The sequence below is a fragment of the Reyranella sp. GW821-FHT12G01 genome (assembly GCF_058806575.1).
In genome coordinates this window covers 129,931-147,644 of the sequence record NZ_JBXAPV010000003.1, presented here as the reverse complement: position 1 = coordinate 147,644, position 17,714 = coordinate 129,931, and the positions used below count along the sequence as shown (strand labels likewise).

At 65.7% G+C, this 17,714-nt stretch carries 17 protein-coding genes; 3 read left to right on the top strand and 14 right to left on the bottom strand.

Features of this window, described 5'->3' with window-relative positions; all coding sequences use genetic code 11:
* Positions 1-56 precede the first annotated feature (56 nt).
* From AC1RP5_RS25755 to AC1RP5_RS25745, 3 genes are all read right to left on the bottom strand, one after another.
* Complete coding sequence (locus tag AC1RP5_RS25755) at positions 57-2,150, bottom strand: hydantoinase/oxoprolinase family protein (protein ID WP_493115516.1); 2,094 nt, start codon at positions 2,148-2,150, stop codon at positions 57-59.
* Complete coding sequence (locus AC1RP5_RS25750; RefSeq protein WP_493115514.1) at positions 2,147-3,286, bottom strand: CaiB/BaiF CoA transferase family protein; 1,140 nt, start codon at positions 3,284-3,286, stop codon at positions 2,147-2,149. Before AC1RP5_RS25750 ends, AC1RP5_RS25755 begins: the two co-directional genes overlap by 4 nt.
* A gap of 101 nt (positions 3,287-3,387) precedes the next feature.
* Entirely contained in the window at positions 3,388-4,158 is a 771-nt protein-coding gene (locus AC1RP5_RS25745) for a ferredoxin--NADP reductase (protein WP_493115513.1), read from the bottom strand.
* 266 nt (positions 4,159-4,424) lie between these two features.
* Here AC1RP5_RS25745 and AC1RP5_RS25740 point away from each other — a divergent pair, with 266 nt between their 5' ends.
* Positions 4,425-5,159, top strand: a complete 735-nt coding sequence (locus AC1RP5_RS25740; protein WP_493115511.1) for a DUF1194 domain-containing protein — start codon at positions 4,425-4,427, stop codon at positions 5,157-5,159.
* 32 nt (positions 5,160-5,191) lie between these two features.
* Here the strand turns inward: AC1RP5_RS25740 and AC1RP5_RS25735 are convergent, their stop codons facing one another.
* A complete protein-coding gene (locus tag AC1RP5_RS25735; RefSeq protein ID WP_493115509.1) occupies positions 5,192-6,193 on the bottom strand; it encodes a Bug family tripartite tricarboxylate transporter substrate binding protein in 1,002 nt (333 codons plus the stop codon).
* A 141-nt stretch (positions 6,194-6,334) separates the two neighbouring features.
* Here AC1RP5_RS25735 and AC1RP5_RS25730 point away from each other — a divergent pair, with 141 nt between their 5' ends.
* Positions 6,335-6,589, top strand: a complete 255-nt coding sequence (locus AC1RP5_RS25730; RefSeq protein WP_493115507.1) for a hypothetical protein — start codon at positions 6,335-6,337, stop codon at positions 6,587-6,589.
* Positions 6,590-6,613: 24 nt separating this feature from the next.
* Here AC1RP5_RS25730 and AC1RP5_RS25725 read toward each other — a convergent pair whose 3' ends face one another.
* From AC1RP5_RS25725 to psrA, 6 genes are all read right to left on the bottom strand, one after another.
* Positions 6,614-8,206, bottom strand: coding sequence for an ABC transporter substrate-binding protein (locus tag AC1RP5_RS25725; RefSeq protein ID WP_493115505.1), 1,593 nt, complete (start codon positions 8,204-8,206; stop codon positions 6,614-6,616).
* Positions 8,207-8,342: 136 nt separating this feature from the next.
* On the bottom strand, positions 8,343-9,935 hold the full coding sequence (locus AC1RP5_RS25720) for an ABC transporter substrate-binding protein (protein WP_493115503.1): 1,593 nt from the start codon (positions 9,933-9,935) through the stop codon (positions 8,343-8,345).
* A gap of 88 nt (positions 9,936-10,023) precedes the next feature.
* Positions 10,024-10,818, bottom strand: coding sequence for a phosphonate ABC transporter, permease protein PhnE (phnE, locus tag AC1RP5_RS25715; RefSeq protein ID WP_493115501.1), 795 nt, complete (start codon positions 10,816-10,818; stop codon positions 10,024-10,026).
* Positions 10,819-10,821: 3 nt separating this feature from the next.
* Positions 10,822-11,673 carry a phosphonate ABC transporter ATP-binding protein gene (gene phnC / locus AC1RP5_RS25710; protein ID WP_493115499.1) on the bottom strand — a complete coding sequence of 284 codons (852 nt, stop codon included), beginning with the start codon at positions 11,671-11,673 and terminating at the stop codon, positions 10,822-10,824.
* A 26-nt stretch (positions 11,674-11,699) separates the two neighbouring features.
* Complete coding sequence (gene phnD / locus AC1RP5_RS25705) at positions 11,700-12,707, bottom strand: phosphonate ABC transporter substrate-binding protein (RefSeq protein WP_493115498.1); 1,008 nt, start codon at positions 12,705-12,707, stop codon at positions 11,700-11,702.
* Complete coding sequence (gene psrA, locus AC1RP5_RS25700) at positions 12,614-13,726, bottom strand: iron-containing alcohol dehydrogenase PsrA (RefSeq protein WP_493115496.1); 1,113 nt, start codon at positions 13,724-13,726, stop codon at positions 12,614-12,616. Before psrA ends, phnD begins: the two co-directional genes overlap by 94 nt.
* Before the next feature lie 119 nt (positions 13,727-13,845).
* On the opposite strand from psrA, the gene AC1RP5_RS25695 reads away from it, so the two are divergent.
* Entirely contained in the window at positions 13,846-14,757 is a 912-nt protein-coding gene (locus tag AC1RP5_RS25695) for a LysR substrate-binding domain-containing protein (protein ID WP_493115494.1), read from the top strand.
* Here the strand turns inward: AC1RP5_RS25695 and AC1RP5_RS25690 are convergent.
* The 4 genes from AC1RP5_RS25690 to AC1RP5_RS25675 are packed head-to-tail and all read right to left on the bottom strand — an operon-like array spanning position 14,711 to position 17,710.
* Complete coding sequence (locus AC1RP5_RS25690; protein ID WP_493115493.1) at positions 14,711-15,469, bottom strand: SDR family NAD(P)-dependent oxidoreductase; 759 nt, start codon at positions 15,467-15,469, stop codon at positions 14,711-14,713. The genes AC1RP5_RS25695 and AC1RP5_RS25690 overlap by 47 nt on opposite strands.
* Positions 15,470-15,502: 33 nt before the next feature.
* Entirely contained in the window at positions 15,503-16,303 is an 801-nt protein-coding gene (locus AC1RP5_RS25685; RefSeq protein WP_493115492.1) for an SDR family NAD(P)-dependent oxidoreductase, read from the bottom strand.
* Between the two features lies 1 nt (position 16,304).
* Positions 16,305-16,859: a carboxymuconolactone decarboxylase family protein gene (locus AC1RP5_RS25680; protein WP_493115490.1), complete on the bottom strand. Its 555-nt coding sequence runs from the start codon at positions 16,857-16,859 to the stop codon at positions 16,305-16,307.
* Positions 16,860-16,894: 35 nt separating this feature from the next.
* Entirely contained in the window at positions 16,895-17,710 is an 816-nt protein-coding gene (locus AC1RP5_RS25675) for an SDR family NAD(P)-dependent oxidoreductase (protein ID WP_493115488.1), read from the bottom strand.
* Positions 17,711-17,714: the final 4 nt, after the last annotated feature.

Below are 17,714 nucleotides of genomic sequence, written 5' to 3'. Positions count from 1 at the left end.
CCTTCGAGACGCACGCCTGCGGCGCGCTCCTCAGGATGAGGTGGTGTGGGTGTGGGCTACGCGGCATTGGCGCCGACATGCACGAGGAAGTCGTCGCGCTCGTCGACTTCGAGCACGTCGTTGGGGCCGACGAAGGCGGTCGTCGTGCGCTCCTCGACCAGCAATGGGCCGTCGAGGCGACAGCCGGGCCGCAGGTCGGCGCCGTCGTAGATCGGGACGTCGCGCCAGCCCGTCGCCGGATCGATCCAGACCTTGCGTGTCTCGCGCGGGCGAGGCGTGTCGGTCTGGGGCGAGCGCGACGCGGGCGGTGTCCAGTCGAGACGGCCGCGTGCCACGACGCGCAGCGCGGTGATGTCGATGCGGCCGCCGGGCTGGATATGGCCGAACAGGCGCTGATGCTCGGTCTCGAAAGCGGTGCGCGCTGCGGCGGCATCGAAGCCCGACGCGGAAAGTGGCGCGCGCACCGGCCATTGCTGGCCATCGTAGCGCAGGTCGAGCTGGCGCTCGATCGCGACCTCATCGGCGCCGAACCCGTCGCGGGCCAGCGCCTCGCGGGCGCGCGTCTCGAGCTGGGCGAAGCCTGCTTCGAGGGCCGAGGCCTCGACCTTGTCGAGGTCGGCCAGGAAGACCTGCAGGTAGTCCTGGCGCACGTCGGACTGCAGCATGCCCATGGCGCAGAAGGCGCCGGCCGCACGCGGCAGCAGCGCGCGGCGGCTGCCCAGCGCGCGCGCGACGTTGCTGCCGTGCATCGGCCCAGCGCCGCCCGCGGCGACCAGGGTGAAGGTCGCGGGATTGTGGCCGCGTTCGATGCTGAGCCGCTCGACGGCATGCAGCAGGTTCTGCTCGAGCAGGCGGATGACGCCGGCCGCGGCATCCTCGACCGAGAGGCCGAGCGGCTTGGCCAGCTTGGTCTCGATGGCCTTGTGCGCGAGGTCCGCGTCGAGCGTGACGGCACCGCCGGCCAGCGGGCCGGGGCGCAGGCGGCCCAGCACGAGTTGCGCATCGGTGACGGTCGGGTTCTCGCCGCCCAGCCCATAGGCCGCGGGACCGGGGCGCGCGCCAGCGCCTTGCGGGCCGGCATGGAGGAGGCCGGCATCGTCGACCCAGGCGACCGTGCCGCCGCCGGCGCCGACCGTGTGGATCTCCACCGACGGCGTCGTGAGGTGATAGCCGTCGATTGTGAGTTCGTCGGTGACCGGCACGTCGCCGCGCGCCATCACCATCACGTCGCAACTCGTGCCGCCGATCTCCATCGAGATGAGGTTGGCTTTCTCGCCCGGCGCCGCGCAGCCCTTCAGCGCACCGACGCCGGCGGCCGGACCGGACAGGACCAGCATCACCGGCCGTGCCGCGACCTGGTCGACCGACACGGCGCCACCATTGCTCTGCAGGAGCAACAACGAGCGCGGCAGGCCGAACTGGCGCAGCTGCTCGTCGAGCGCGCGCAGGTAGCTCGTCACCTTGGGCGCGACATAGGCGTTCACGACGGCGGTTGAGCCGCGTTCGTATTCGCCCATGGTCGGCATGACCTCGCTCGACAGCGAGACCCACTTGCCGTTCCACGCCTTGGCGAGCTGGCCGCCGACGCTGCGTTCATGTGCGCCGTCGAGGAAGGAATTGAACAGGCAGACCGCGACCGATTCGACGCCTTCCTCGGCGAAGATTTTTGCGGCGGCGTCCACGTCCTCGGACTTCACGGCTGTCAGTTCAGTCCCGTCGGCGTCGATGCGGCCCCGCACCGGCAGGCGCAGGTAGCGCGGCACCAGCACCTGCGGGAAGGGCGAGCGATGGTCCCACTGGTTCTCGCGAATGCCGCGGCGGATCTCGAGCGAATCGCGGAAGCCCTCGGTCGTCAGCATGCCGACCTTGGCGCCCTTCTTCTCGAGGATCGTGTTGGTTGCCACGGTCGAGCCATGGACGAACAGCGCGCAGTCGCGCAGCAGCGCCGTCAGCGTGAGGTCGAGCTGCTGGGCCGCCAGCCGCAGCACGCCCAGTACGCCCTCACTGGGATCGGCCGGGACGGACGGCGACTTGAAGATGCGCACGGCGCCGGCGGCGTCGCGCAGCACCATGTCGGTGAAGGTCCCGCCCACGTCGACGCCGATGCGCCACGGGGCGAGAAGGGCGGGAGACGGGGCGGGGGCCGTCACTTCGGCAGGCTTCCCAGCACTTCGTCGGTATGTTCACCGAGCGTCGGCGCGGAGCGCGGGGAATGCGGTCTCACATGGTCGAACGCGATCGGCAGCCCGACCACCTTCGGCCCACCGGGCAGCTGTTGGATAAGCTTCGAGGCTTCCATCTGTTCGGTGCGCGCCAGCTCGCCGATGTCGTTCACGGCGGCGCAGGGCACACCGGCTTTCTCCATCGCTTCCAGCCATTCGGCACGCGGCCGGGCCTTGAGCGCCTCGGCGATCATCGGCAGCAGCTCGGCCTTGTGGGCCACGCGCTGGGCGCTCTTGGCGAACTTCGGATCGGTCGCCCATTCGTCGTGGCCGAGCACCTTGGCGCAGCGTGCCCACAGCCGGTCGTTGCCGGGCGCCAGGCAAATCGGATGGTCGGCCGTGTCGAAGGTCTGGTAGGGGACGATCACCGGGCTGCCGGTGCCGTGGCGCTTGGAAACCGTGCCGTTGGCGAGATAGCCGTTCACCTGGCCCTCGACCCAGTGCACGGCCGAGTCGAACAGCGAGGTATCGACCAGGCAACCCTTGCCGGTCTTGTCGCGCAGCCTGAGCGCCGCGAGCGCGCCGATGGTGCAGAACATGCCGGTCGCCTTGTCGTTGATCGAGGCGCCGCAGAAGGTCGGCGGGTCCTCCGGCCGGCCGGTCACGCTCATCATGCCGCCATAGGCCTGCAGCAGCGGATCGAAGGCCGGCTTCATGCGCAGCGGGCCCTGGTAGCCGAAGGCCCAGATCGAGCAGTAGATCAGGCGCGGATGGCGCGCGAGCATGGTCTCGGGCCCGATACCGACCTCGTCGACCACACCCGGCCGCAGGTTCTGGATCAGGATGTCGGCGGTCTCGCAAAGCTTGTGCAGCTTGTCGACGTCTTCCGCGAGCTTGAGGTCGAGCACGACCGAGCGCTTGTTGCGGTTCTGCGAGTAGAAGTAGAGCGAGGTCTTGCCGTCGGGTCCGAACGGAGGGCCCCAGATGCGGGCATCGTCACCGCCGTCGGGCTTCTCGATCTTGATGACGTCGGCGCCCATGTCGGCCAGCAGCACGCCGGCCAGCGGACCGGCCAGCGCCTGGCCCACTTCAATGACGCGAACTCCCTCGAGCGGTAATGTCACTTTGGTCCTCTTCGCGAGCCTGATCGCAGGCGTTTCGATCGCCGGCATCCTAGCCGCCAGCGACCGTCACACGCTACTTGCAGAACCTCGCGAAGCGGAACCTACTCGACGAAGGCTTTTTCGACGACGAACTCGCCCGGTGTCGTCGTGCTGCCCTCGGTCAGGCCCATGCCTTCCAGAAGGGACTTGATGTCGGCCAGCATCTGGACGCTGCCACACAGCATGAACCGGTCGTTCTCGCGCGACATCGGCGGCAGGCCCACATCCTTGGCCAGGGTACCGTTCTCGATCAGGTGCGAAATGCGGCCGCGATACTTGAACGGCTCGCGGGTCACGGTCGGATAGTAGACGAGCTTGTCGCGCACCATGTCGCCCAGAATCTCGTCGGCCGGCAGCTCGTCGGCCAGGGTCGAGCGGTAGGCGAGGTCGCGGACATGGCGACAGCCATGGACCAGGATGACCTTCTCGAAGCGCTCGTAAACGTCGGGGTCGCGCACCAGCGACAGGAACGGCGCGAGGCCGGTGCCGGTGCCCAGCAGGTAGAGGTTGCGGCCCGGGGTGAGGCTGTCGAGCAGCAGCGTGCCGACGGCCTTGGCGCCGACCAGCACGGGATCGCCCGGCACCAGGTTCTTGAGGTGCGAGGTGAGCTTGCCGTCGGCGACCTTGATGGAAAAGAACTCCAGCTCGTCGACATAATGCGGGCTGGCGATCGAGTAGGCGCGGAGTACCGGCTTACCCTCGACCTTCAGGCCGATCATGGTGAACTGGCCACTGGCGAAGCGGAAACCCTTGTCGCGGGTGGTCCGGAAGCTGAACAACTCGTCGGTCCAGTGATGCACCGACAGAACGGTCTCGTTTCTCAACGCGCTCACGCTGACACTCCTACGCAACGGCCGGCCACAGGCGCCGGGACGGATGGATATAGTGCAGTGCAGCATGAAAAGCCATATCTGCGAGTAATTCGCAATAGCATATTTGTCGCGTCCTAACCCCCTTTGGCGGAAGGACTTTCCTCCGCGGTGCGGTTCCGGAGAAATTCGTAGCCCGGCCCGCAAGCCGATCGCAGGACCGCGCGCGCGTCCTATACTGAAGGGCGCTCAACGCCGTTTTCGGCCCACAGTGTTCGGAGTTCCGTGCGATGAAGATGATGGTAGCGCTGCTGAGCCTGATCCTGGTGTCCGTCTCGCCGTCTTCGCGAGCGGCCGAGCCGGTCGACATGCTGTTGGTGCTGGCCGCCGACGTCTCGCGCAGCGTGACCGAGCCCAAGTTCCGGCTTCAGCGCGAAGGCGCCGCCGCCGCCATCACGCATCCCGACGTGGTCCGGGCGATCACCTCGGGGCCGAACCGCCGCATCGCCATCTGCTTCGTCGAATGGGCGTCGGCCAACATGCAGAACGTCGTGATCGACTGGATGGTGATCGGCGACGGCGCTTCGGCGCGCAATTTCGGCGACAAGCTGATCGAGACACCGCGCTCCTTTGCCGGCAGCACCTCGATCAGCGCCGCCATCGACTTCGCGGTGGGGCAGCTCGAGCGCGCGCCGTTCGTCTCGGACCGTCGGGTGATCGACGTGTCGGGCGACGGCAACAACATCGCCGGCCGCCTCGTGACCGACGCGCGCGACGATGCGGTCGCCAAGAACATCACGATCAATGCGCTGGTGATCCTGACGCCGCTCGAGGAAGCGTTCCGTCCCGAGCACACCAATCCCCCCGGCGGCCTCGAGAAATATTTTCAGGACAATGTGATCGGCGGTCAGGGCGCCTTCACCATCGTCGCCGAAAACCACGGCGCCTTCGGCCGCGCCATGACCAAGAAGCTGATCCAGGAGATCGCGGGGGCGCCGCGCACCAAGTTCGCCGCCGCGGATTAGTTGGGAACTCCTGTCGTCCTGGGAAAGGGCGCTTATTCCGCCGTCGCGCCGGATTGCTTGATGATCGGCAGCCACAGCGCCTGATCGTCGGCGATCAGCTTGCGGGCCTGGGCTGGCGTGTCGGGCGGCAGCACCTCGAAACCCTGGACTAAAAGCTTCTCCTTCACCTGCGGCATCTGGGCGATGCGGCCGATCTCGGCGTTGAGGCGGGCGACGATGGGCGCGGGCGTGCCGGTCGGCACTGCGAAGCCCAGCCATGTGGCGACGACGAAGTCGGGCAGGCCGGCCTCCATCATGGTCGGCACTTCGGGCATGATCACCGAACGGTCCTTGGTGGTGACGGCTAGCGCCTTCAGCTTGCCGGCCTTGATCTGGCCGACCACGGTCGGCGCGTTGAAGAAGCCCATCGTCACCTCGCCGTTGACCACGGCGAGGACGGCGGCCGGTGCGCCGCGATACGGAACGTGCTGCAACTTCACGCCGGTGCGCTGCTCCGTGATCACGCCCGACATATGGAGGCTGCTGCCGACGCCGCTCGATCCATAGGTGAGCTCGCCCGGCTTGGCGCGCGCCTGGGCGATCACGTCGGCGACGGTGTTGGCCGGGTTGGCGGTCGAGACGACCATCACGTTGGTTAGGATGCCGGTGGTTGAAACCGGGATGAGATCCTTCAGCGGATCGTAGCCCGGCGCCTTGTAGAGCCCCATGTTGAACACGGTCGCGCCCTGGGACGTGAGCAGCAGCGTGTAGCCATCGGCCGGTGCGCGGGCGCCTTCCGCGGTGCCCAAAAGCCCGCCGGCGCCGCCCTTGTTGTCGATCACGACGGGTTGGCCCAGCGCCTTGGCCAGTTCCTCGCCGAAGGTGCGTCCCACCGTGTCGGCGCCGGCGCCGGCCGCGAACGGGATGATCATGCGGATCGGCCGCTCCGGCCAGTCGGCGGCGCGTGCAGGTGCGGAGGCCAGGAGGGGCAGCGAGAGAAGCAGCGAGCCGGCCAGGGCCTGCCGGCGCGAAAGAACCTGTCGTGGCGAGATCATAGTCGGCTTCTCCCTGGAATGCGGCGTCCGGCTCATGGCCGGATCTGGTTGTCTCCCGACAGTACTACCGTGCTTGAACTTGTGTCAGTCGGCATCACATTGGCGGGGAGGGCCCAACTCTCTCAACGAAGGAGACCGGCCATGAAGCTCGGTTCGATTGCGGCGATGGCGGTGGCGCTTGGAACGCTCGGCGCCTGCCAGAGCGTCAGCTACGAGAAGGCGGGCGCGACGCCCCAGCAGGTCCAGGCCGATACCAAGGCCTGCCAGGATTATCAGTTGCGCCGTTGGGGCGCGATGGGCGGCGATATCGTCGAGAACATGGATCCCGACGAATTCGAGAAGCCGTGCATGCAACAGCGCGGCTACCGGCAGGTCACGGTACCGGGCCGCTCGTAGCGGCCCGGCATCAGTGCTTTCGGCTTACTTGTCGAGCCAGACGTCCTCGAAGCGTGAGCCGTTGTAGAGGCTGTTCACCATCGGGCGGAAACCCTTCACGTAGGGGTGCCAGCAGCTTGCCGCGGCATTCCACATGATGATGGGGCGGAAGCCCTCCTCGAGGATCTGCTTGTCGATCTCCCAGACGAGCTTCTTGCGCTTCTCGAGGTCGCGTTCGGCCGACTGGATCGGGAAGAGCTTCTCGATCTCGGGATTGCAGTAGCCGACATAGTTGCGCTCCGACTTGCAAGCATAGTGCTCGAAGTAGGTCTGGTCGGGATCGTCGACACCATTGCCGGTGGTGTTGAGGCCGACCGAATAGTCCTTGCGGGCGACCTTGTTGAACCACAAAGCGGTGTCGACCAGATCGAGCTCGCCCTCGATGTAGATCTCCTTCAGCTGGTCGATCAGGATCACCGCTGGATCGCGATAGAGCAGGTGGTTGCGTGTCGCGACCTTGAGCTTCAGTCTGTTGTCGGGGCCGTAGCCCTTCGCCTTCATGATCGCCTGCGCCTCGGCGCGGTTCTTCGCGACGTCCGGTCCGTAGCCCTTCACCTGGTCGAGCATCGCCTTGGGCATGCCCCAGACGCCGCTCGGCCCGGGCTCCATGACGCCGCCGGCATCGGCCTGGCCCTGGTTGATGATGTCGATGAACGACTTGCGGTCGATGGTCAGCAGCATCGCGCGCCGGATGTCGGCGTCGTTGAACGGTGGTGCGTCGCTGTTCACGATCAGGTTGGTGCTGTTGTTCATCGACGCCGTCTCGCAGATCGCGGTCGATGCCTGGGCCTTGATGTCCTTCAGCAGCGGGATCGTGACGGCGTAGGGCGCCGTCATGTCATATCGGCCCGAGACGAAGCCCAGCATGGCCGTGCCGCGCGCCGGCACGATCGGCATCTCGATTGCGTCGAGATAGGGTTTGCCCTTCTTGAAGTAGTCCGTGTTGCGGACGAGCTTCACGATCTCCTTCTGCTTGAACTCGCCGAGCTTGAAGGGGCCGGTGCCGATCGGCTTGGTGCGCATCTGCGCCGTCGGCACGTGGCAGGCATAAACAGGACTGTAGCCCGAGGCGAGCAGCACCAGGAGCGAGGGCTGCGGCTGGCCGAGATGGAAAGTCACCTCGCGGTCGCCGTTCGTCGTCACGTCCTGGAGATTCCAGTACCAGGAGGAGCGTGGGTTCTTGCGCAGCTTCTGGGTCTCGCTCTTGCCGGTGAGCATGTCCCAGGTGCACTTCACGTCGGCCGAGGTGAAGTGCTTGCCGTCGTGCCACTTGGCGTTCCCGACCAGCTTGAAGGTGAGTTTCTTGCCGTCCTCGCTCCACGCCCAGCTCTCCGCGAGATCCGGGCGGATCGTGTCGAGGCTGTTCTGCGGGATCTGCTGATCGAAGACGACGAGATTGTTGTAGAGGCCCATGAAGGGCACGACGGTCGAGGTCGTGGCTTCCTCGTGGATCGAGGTGCTGGGCGGGTTGTCCGCGAAGTACAGTTTGAGCGTGCCGCCGCTCTTCTGTGCGAGCGCCGGCGCCATCGACAGGCCTAGCGTCGCTATCACGCCAAGAAATCCAACACTTAAACGCATTGTTTTTTCCTCCCTTGACTTGTTGCAGGGAGGATGACGCGACAGGGGCCCTCCGTCGAGAGGGCCCCGGGAACGCGGCTAAAAGCAGGTTCTGGCGCCGGGCTGCCTCCTGGCGGCCCGGCCTTTCTTCATCGGGCTACTTGTCGAGCCAGATGTCCTCGAAGCGCGAGCCGTTGTAGAGGCTGTTCACCATCGGCTTATAACCCTTCACGTAGGGTGCCCAGCAGGTTCCCGAGGCATTCCACATGATGATCGGGCGGAACCCCTCTTCGAGGATCTGCTTGTCGATCTCCCAGACCATCTTCTTGCGCTTCTCGATGTCACGCTCGGCCGACTGGATCGGGAAGAGCTTCTCGATCTCCGGATTGCAGTAGCCGACATAGTTGCGCTCGGACTTGCAAGCGTAGTGTTCGAAGTAGGTCTGGTCGGGATCGTCGACGCCGTTGCCGGTCGTGTTGAGGCCGACCGAGTAATCCTTGCGCGCGACCTTGGCGAACCACAGGGCGGTGTCGACCAGGTCGAGCTCGCCGTCGATGTAAATCTCCTTCAGCTGGTCGATCAGGATCACCGCCGGGTCGCGATAGAGAAGGTGGTTACGCGTCGCGACCTTGAGCTTCAGCTTGTTGTCGGGCCCGTAGCCGTTCTTCTTCATGAGCGCCTGGGCTTCGGCGCGGTTCTTCGCGACGTCGGGCCCGTAGCCCTTCACCTGATCGAACATCTCCTTCGGCATGCCCCAGACGCCGCCGGGCGCCGGTTCCATGACGCCGCCGGCTTCGCCGGCACCCTGGGCCAGGATGTCGATGAACGACTTGCGGTCGATGGTGAGCAGCATCGCGCGGCGGATGTCGGCATTGTTGAATGGCGCGGCATCGCTGTTCACGATCAGGTTGGTGCTGTTGTTCATCGGCGCGACTTCGCAGACCGCATTGGCCGCCTGGGCCTTGATGTCCTTCAGCAGCGGGATGGTGACGGCATAGGGCGGCGTCATGTCGTAGCGGCCCGAGACGAAGCCCAGCAGCGCCGTGCCGCGCGCCGGCACGATCGGCATCTCGATCGCGTCGAGATAGGGCTTACCCTTCTTGAAGTAGTCGGTGTTGCGCGTGAGCTTGATGATTTCCTTCTGCTTGAACTCGGCAAGCTTGAAGGGGCCGGTGCCGATCGGCTTGGTGCGCATCTGCGCCGTCGGCACATGGCAGGAGTAGACGGGGCTGTAGCCCGAGGCGAGCAGGATGAGCAGCGAAGGCTGCGGCTGGCCGAGATGGAAGGTGACCTCGCGGTCGCCGTTGGTCGTGACTTCCTGGAGGTTCCAGTACCAGGAAATGCGCGGATTCTTGCGTAGCTTGTGGGTCTCGCTCTTGCCGGTGAGCATGTCCCAGGTGCATTTCACGTCGGCCGACGTGAAAGGCTTGCCGTCATGCCACTTGGCATTGCCGACCAGCTTGAAGGTCAGCTTCTTGCCATCCTCGCTCCACGCCCAGCTCTCGGCGAGGTCCGGCCGGATCGATTCCAGACTGTTCTGCGGAACTTGCTGATCGAAAACGACGAGGTTGTTGTAGAGGCTCATGAAGGGCACGACGGTCGATGTCGTCGCCTCTTCGTGGATCGAGGTGCTCGGCGGATTGTCCGCGAAGTACATCTTCAGTGTGCCGCCGCTCTTCTGTGCGAGCGCCGGCGCAGCCGACAGGCCGAGCGCCGCGATGGCACCGAGAATTCCGACCGATAGACGCATAAACTCTACTCCTCCCATACCCCGTTGCAGAGAGGATGACGCGGAGCGTTTTCTGCGTCGAGAGGGCGGGTCCGACTAGCGGATCAGGCTACCGGATCATGGCACGCAGCTTCGATGACATGAGGTCGGCGGCAAGCACGAGGATCAGGATCACGATCACGCAGGCGGCCGTGTCCTCGTAGGCGAACAGCTTCATTGAACTGATGAGCTCGAAGCCGATTCCACCGGCGCCGACCATGCCCAGCACCGTCGAGACGCGGATGTTGGTTTCGAAGCGATAGAGCACCACGCCGATCCAGGCGGGCAGGACCTGCGGCAATACGCCAAAGACGATTCGCTGCAAGGTGCCCGCACCGGCGGCCCGCAGAGCGTCGAGCGGGCCCTCGTCGATCTCCTCGATCGCCTCGGCGAAGAACTTGCCCAGCATGCCTGCGCCGTGCAGCGCGATGGCCAGCACGCCGGCGAACGGGCCGAGGCCGACAGCGGCGACGAAGATCAGCGCCAGGATGATCTCGTTGATGCCGCGCATCACGTTCAACACCTGGCGCAGCCCGTGGAACACCCAGGCATAGGGCGACAGGTTTCGCGCCGCGAAGAAGCAGACCGGCAGGGCCAGCACGATGCCGAGCAGGGTGCCCCACAGCGCGATCTGTACCGTCTCGATCGCCGGCTTCACCAGCTTCTGCATGAAGGTAAAGTTCGGCGGCAGCATGCGGCCGATGAAGTCGCCGATCCACGGCAGCCCGTCGATGAAGCCGGTGACGCTGAGATTGGTGCCGACGGCCGACCACCAGAGCGCGGCGACCGTGGCGCCCAGGATCGGGACCATGATCCACCAGCCGAGCGGACCGCGTGGCTTGTTGACGACGAATTGCAGGGACATTTTTTAAGCCCTCTCTTCGACGGTGGGGGCAGAGGCAGCAGTGGCGGCGAGTGCGATCTCGGCTTCCGCCGCGGCACGACGGCGTTCGGTGAGGCGCTGGGCGGCGTCGAGCACGTTGGGATCGTCGAGGCCGGGATAGATGCTGCGGATCACGTCGCCGCTCACGCCCGCCGGCGGACCGTCATAGACGACGCGGCCGGCCGACAAGCCCACCACACGTTCGGCGAATTCCAGCGCATAGTCGATCTGATGGAGATTGCAGAGGACCGCGATGTTGGATTCCTTGCAGCTCTTCTTCAGGTAGTTGAGCACGATGCGCGAGGTCTTGGGATCGAGACTTGCCACCGGCTCGTCGGCCAGCATGAACTTGGGCTGCTGGGCCAGCGCACGGGCGATGCCGACCCGCTGCTGCTCACCGCCCGACAGCGCGTCGGCGCGATTGCGGGCCTTGTGGGACATGGCGACCTGCTCGAGGCAGTGCATCGCGATCTTCACGTCGGCTTCGGGAAAGAGCTGCAGGCTGCTGAGGATCGGCGAGAGGTCGGCCATGCGACCGACCAGCACGTTCTTCAGCACGCTGAGGCGCTTCACCAGATTGTGCTGCTGGAAGATCATTGCGACGTTGCGCCGGAGCAGGCGCAGGTCGCGGCGGTTGGACGACAGCGACGTGCCGTCGACCACGATGTCGCCGGCGGTCGGTTCGATCAGCCGGTTGATGCAGCGCAGAAGCGTCGACTTGCCGGCGCCAGACGGTCCCAGCACGACGACGAACTCGCCGGGCCGGATCGAAAGGTTGACGTCGCACAGCGCCTGGTGGTCGCCATAGGATTTGGCGAGGCCGCGGATTTCGATCATGGCTCGATCTCCCTCTGGGCGGGCGGCTACTTCTGCTTCTTCAGGTCGATGTTCGCGAGCTTCGCGGTCTCGCGCACGATGTCGTAGGCTTGGTCGTTGGTTTCCTTGAAGCCGTTCAGCTTGCCCTGGTCGGACCAGTTGAGATCCTTGATCGACAGGAACGCGGCCTTCACCTTGGCCTTCGTCTCGGGCGAGAGGTCCTTGCGCCACACCATCGGCGATTCCGGGATCGGCGGCGATTCCCACACGGTCTGGATCTGGTCGGCCTTGATGTGGCCCTTGGCGATGGCGGCGTCGAGGATGCGGTCGGCGATGGTCGCGGCATCGACCTTGCCGTTGGCGACGGCCAGTGCGTTGGCATCGTGCGCGCCGGTGAAGATCACGGTCTTGAAGTCGCGCTTGGGTTCGATGCCGGCCTTGAGCAGGCCCGCGAGCGGGAAGGCATAGCCTGAGGTCGAGGCGGGATCGACGAAGGCGAAGTTCTTGCCCTTGAGATCGTCGAGCGTTTTGATGCCGCTCGATTTCAGGGCGATGATCTTGGAGTGATAGTAGGTGCGGCCGGCCTTGGCGGTCTCGGCGATGGCGAAGGCCTCGACCGGCGTCACGGTGGTGGCCAGCACGTAGGAGAACGGCCCGAGATAGGCGATGTCGAGATGCTTGGCGCGCAGGGCCTCGATGACGCCGTTGTAGTCGGTGGCGACGAAGCCCTGGACCTTCATGCCGGAGTTCTTCTCGACCGCGTCGAGAATGTCCTTGCTCTGCGCGAGCATCGCCCGTGAATCCTCGGAGGGGATGAGGCCCACTTTGAGGACCTGCGGGGCCTGGGCGTGAGCCGCGCGAGGGTGCCGCCCGCCAGCAGCGAGCCGGCGGTTAAAAACCCGAAATCGCGACGCGTCATCCTGGTCATTTTTGTTTCCTCCGTGGTTTCTTGCTTTGACGTCTAAGCGGCCATTTCGGCCAACAGCGCCTCCCGGCGTCCGATGAAGTTGCGGCCGCGATCGCCCGCCAGCGCGTCGTCGACCAGACGCGCCCAATCGCGGGCGGCGATGCCGTGGTCGGTGGCATCGGGCGAGATGCCGAGTTTCTTCAGGAAGGTTTCGAGGCGCGCGGCGCCCGCCATCAGGTCGTTGCCGAAGATGCGGCGCAGCGAGGCGTCGCAGGCGGCGTTGCAGCCGGCCACCGCGCGCATCACCATCGGCAGGCTGAACGAGCAGGCGATGCCGTGCGGCACGCCGTGATGCAGGGTCAGGTGATAGGATAGCGAATGGGCAAGCGCGGTGCGCGTGTTGGAGAAAGCCAGCCCCGCGAACAGGCTGGCGCGCGCCAGCCGCGTGCGCAGCGCCTCGCTTTTGAGGTCATCCGCGAGGAGCGGCAGGGCGTCCAAAACCTCGCGCGCGGCGACCTCGGCGAGCGAGCTCGAGACCGGGTTGGCGTTGACGTTCCAGATGCTCTCCAGCGCGTGGCTCAGCGCATCGAGGCCGGTGCTGATCGTGACGGCGCGCGGCAGGCCGAGCGTCAGCAACGGATCGACGAGCGCGGCTTCGGGATAGAGCGTCTCGCGCGCCAGCGAATACTTCTTCATCGCGCCGGTGTCCCAGACTGTCGCCCAGGACGTGACTTCGCTGCCGGTGCCGGCCGTGGTGGGGATGGCGATGATCGGCGTGTGGCCGAGAGAGTCGCCGTCCTTGCCGGTCTGCAGGTGATGCCGCACCGTATCGAAGTTGCCCTTGGCGGCGGCCAGCACCTTGGCGGCATCCATCACCGAGCCGCCGCCCAGCGCCACGATCGCCTCGACGGGCCGCGTCGCGGCGGCATAGGTGCGGCACGATTCAGTGAGGCCGACGAAGTCGGGATTGGGGCCGATGTTGCTGACCGTGACGGCAGGAGCGCCCGCCTGGGCCACGACGCGGCGCGTGAGGTCGGCGAAGACGCCGCCGCCGTTGGCGTCGTCGTAGGTCACGAGGCAATAGGCGCGGCCGGCCAGAACCTTGCCCAGCGTCTCGAAGACGCCGGCGCCGAACTTCACGTCGACCGGATTACGGTAACGCCACATCCGCGCTTCACTCCCATGGCTTTTACGGCTCAGGCCTTGTCGGCCTTTTGACAATCTTCCGGCCGGCTCTCACATTTAACCAATTCAAACATTCTCGAATTGGCATTGAGAAAATCAATATGAGGCACACGCAGCTCCGCTCCTTCCATGCGGTGGCGCAACGGCTGAGCTTCACCTCTGCCGCGCGCGAACTGGGCGTCAGCCAGCCCACCATCACCACGCAAGTGAAGTCGCTGGAGCAGGAATTCGGCGTCGAGCTGTTCGTGCGCCGCGGCCGGCGCATCGAACTCACCGAAACCGGCGGCGGCCTTTTGGATATCACGCGCCGCCTGTTCGCCGACGAGAAGGAAGCGGCCGACTATCTCAACGAGACGCGCGGCCTGAAAACCGGCCACCTGCGCGTCGGCGCCGTCGGGCCCTATCACGTGACCGACATGCTGGCGGCCTTCAACGCGCGCCATCCCGGGCTCTACGTTTCGGTCACCGTCGGCAATTCACGCGACACGCTGCGCGACCTGCTGGATTACCGGACTGACGTGGCGGTGCTGGCCCATGTCGATCCCGATCCGCGGCTGGTCGCCATTCCCTATCGCCGCCACCGCGTGATCGCCTTCTGCCCCATCGACCATCCTTTCGCGCAACGCCGCAGCATTCGCGCACGCGACATGGAAGGTCAGCGCCTCGTCGTGCGTGAAGCCGGATCGACGACCCGTCGTGCCTTCGACCAGGCGATGCGCGAGGCCGACGTGCGGCCCAAGGTCGTGATGGAGATCGGCAGCCGCGAATCGATCCGCGAGGCGGTGGCCAAGGGGATCGGCATGGGTGTGGTGTCGGAGGCGGAGTTCATCCCCGATCCGCGCATCAAGCCGCTGCCGATCACGGATGCCGAAATCTTCACCTACGCCCATGTCGTGCATCTCAGGGAGCGGCAGAATGCGCGTCTCGTGCGCGCCTTCCTGCAGGTGCTGGCCGGGCTGCTGCCGGTCAGTTCGCCATCCAGCCGCCGTCGACCATCAAATTCTCGCCGGTGATGAACGTCGCCTCGTCGGAGGCGAGGAAGAGGGCGGCGTTGGCCACGTCCTCGGAGCGGCCGAGGCGCGGCAGCGGCGTGCGGACGTTCGAATAGTCGATCCAGCGCGGCTCGATCGCACGACCGGTCTTGCCGGTGAGGATTTTGCCCGGCGCCACGGCGTTGCAGATGATGCTGTCACGGCCGTAGTCCGAAGCGATCTGGCGGGTGATGTAGACCACCGCCGATTTCGAGACGCCGTAGGAGAAATCCTCAGGTGAGGAGATCATGCCGTGCTGCGAGGAGATGTTGACGATGCGCCCGCGCGCCTCGTTGCGGATCTCCTGCGTCAGCATCTGGCGCACGGCGGCGCGGCACATCAGGAAGACGCCGGTGACGTTCACCTCCATCACCCGGTTCCATTCCTCGAGGCTGGTGTCGGTCAGCTTCTTGCCCGAGCGGATGACGGCATCGTTGACCACGATGTCGAGCCGTCCGGTCGGCAGGGCGGCCTGGCGCACGGCCTCCTCGACGTCCTTCTCGTTCGACACGTCGCCCTGGAAGAAGGGCACGTTCAGGATCTTGTGCGTCGGCTCGCCGCCCTCGACGACGGCTTCCGTGATGTCCATCAGCAGAAGGGTCGCCCCTTCCGCCTGGAATCTTTTAGCGATGGCGCGACCGATGCCCGAGGAGGCACCGGTGATGAGGGCGGTCTTGCCGGCGAGTCGGTTCATGGGCTCGCCGGACGCAAGGTTCGTGCCTCCAGCCTAGCCGCGCCGGACACTGGCGCCGCCATCGACCGGCAGGGTGACGCCGGTGATGAAGCTCGCCTCGTCGGAAGCGAGGAAGAGGGCGGCGTTGGCGACGTCCCAGCCGGTGCCCATCTTCTTGCCGAGCGGCACCTTGGCATCGCGCTCGGCCTCGACCTCGGCGCGGCTCTTCTTGAATTCGCGCGCGCGCGTGTCGACGGCCATGGGCGTGTTCATGAGACCGGGCAGGATGACGTTGGCACGGATGCCATACGGCGCGTTCTGGTAGGCGAGTTGCTCGGTGAAGGACACCATCGCCGACTTGGTCGCCTTGTAAGCCACGTACGGATAGGTGGTGATCACCGCCATCGACGAGATGTTGATGATCGCGCCGCTCTTCTGCTCGCGCATGATCGGGATCACGTGCCGGGCGGCGAAGATGCAGCTCTTGAGGTTGATCGCGACGCAGCGGTCGAAGGCTTCCTCGGTGATGGTGAGGAGCTCCGCGTCGCCGCCCGAGAGCGAGACGCCGACATTGTTGTGCAGAATATCGACCCGGCCCCAGCGGGCGTGGGCGTCGGCGACCATCGCCTTGATCTCGGCTTCCTTGGTCACGTCGGCCTTGAAGGCGACCGCCGTGCCCTGGTTGACGCCGATCATCTCGACGGTTTCCTGCGCCGAGGCGAGATTGTGATCGACGCAGAGGACCTTGGCGCCCTCGCGCGCGAAGGTGAGCGCAGTGGCGCGGCCGTTACCCATGCCTTCGCCGGGGCTCTGGCCGGCGCCGACGACGATGGCGACGCGATCTTTCAGGCGCATGCTACTTCACTCCCGGAATCGGGTACTGCTTGAGTACCTCTTTGTACTGAGGCTCGTTGTCGATCTGCATCGTGGCGAGCACGCGGACGACGGCGCAGTAGAAGGCGATGGTGAGCACCAGGTCGGTCATGTGCTCGTCGGACAGGTCCTTCTTGATCTCGGCGAAGGTGGCGTCCGACATGGCGAGGTTCTTCACCATCTCGCGGGCGCCCTTGAGGATCGCCTTGGCCAGCGGCTCGAGCTTGGAGGGCTTGCCCTCGGTCTCGGCCATCAGGCCCTGGATGTCCTCGTCGGTGACGCCGAACTCCTTGCCGATCTTCACATGATGGGTGAACTCGTATTCCGACTTCTCCATCCAGCCGACTTGAAGAATTGCGAGCTCGCGCAGGCGCGTGTCGAGCTTGCTCTTGAAGCGGATGTAGCCGCCCAGCCCGCTGAAGGCCCGCGCCATGTCGGGCGAGTTGACCAGCAGCTTGTGCAGGTTTGTGTTGCGCTTGAGCATGTCGCGATATTCGGGCGCGACCTGTTCGGGCTCGAGGTAGGGCAAGCGGGCCATCTTGGTAGTTCTCCCTTTATCTGTGGTTGATTTGGTCAGTGATCTTGCGAATCGCGCGACGGGCCCTGCAGGGTCACGCCGCCGTCGACGACGATGACCTGGCCCGTGATGTAGCGGGCGTGGTTGCTCAGCAGGAAGCGCACGGTGTGGCCGATGTCCCAGCCGGTGCCTTCGATCTTGAGCACCGAGGCGTTGGCGCGCTGGGCCCGATTGGCCTCGCTCATGCCGTTGCCGCGATTGACCATCGGCGTGTACATCGGGCCGGGGCAGATGCAGTTGACGCGGATATGGTCCTTGCCATGGTCGACCGCCATCGCCTGGCTGAGGCCGATCACGGCGGCCTTCGAGGTCGTGTAGGTCGTGAGGCCGCGCGGACGCAGCGCCGAGATCGAGGAGATGTTCACGATCGAGCCGCCCTTGGCCGTCTTGATCATCGCCGGGATCGCATGCTTGGAGAGCAGGAACATCGTCTCGACGTTCACCTGCATCACGCGGCGATATTCCTCGGGTTTCTCGTCGACGACCGAGCCGCGGCTGCCGATGCCGATATTGTTGTCGAGGAAGTCGAGCCGGCCCCAGCGATCGACCGCGGCATCGACCAGCCGCTTGCACTCGACTTCCTGCGTCATGTCGCCGGCATGGGCCGCGGCGTGCCCGCCCTCGGCCTTGATCATCTCGACGGTGCGTTCCGCCAGCTTCAGGTCGCGGTCGGCCACCAGCACGTTGGTGCCGGCGCGCGCGAGCAGGATTGCGGCCGCCCGGCCGTTACCAATGCCGTCGCCCGCGGCGCCACCGCCGGAAATGATCGCAACCTTGCCGGCCAGACCGGCATCGTCTTCTGGACCCTTCATGATT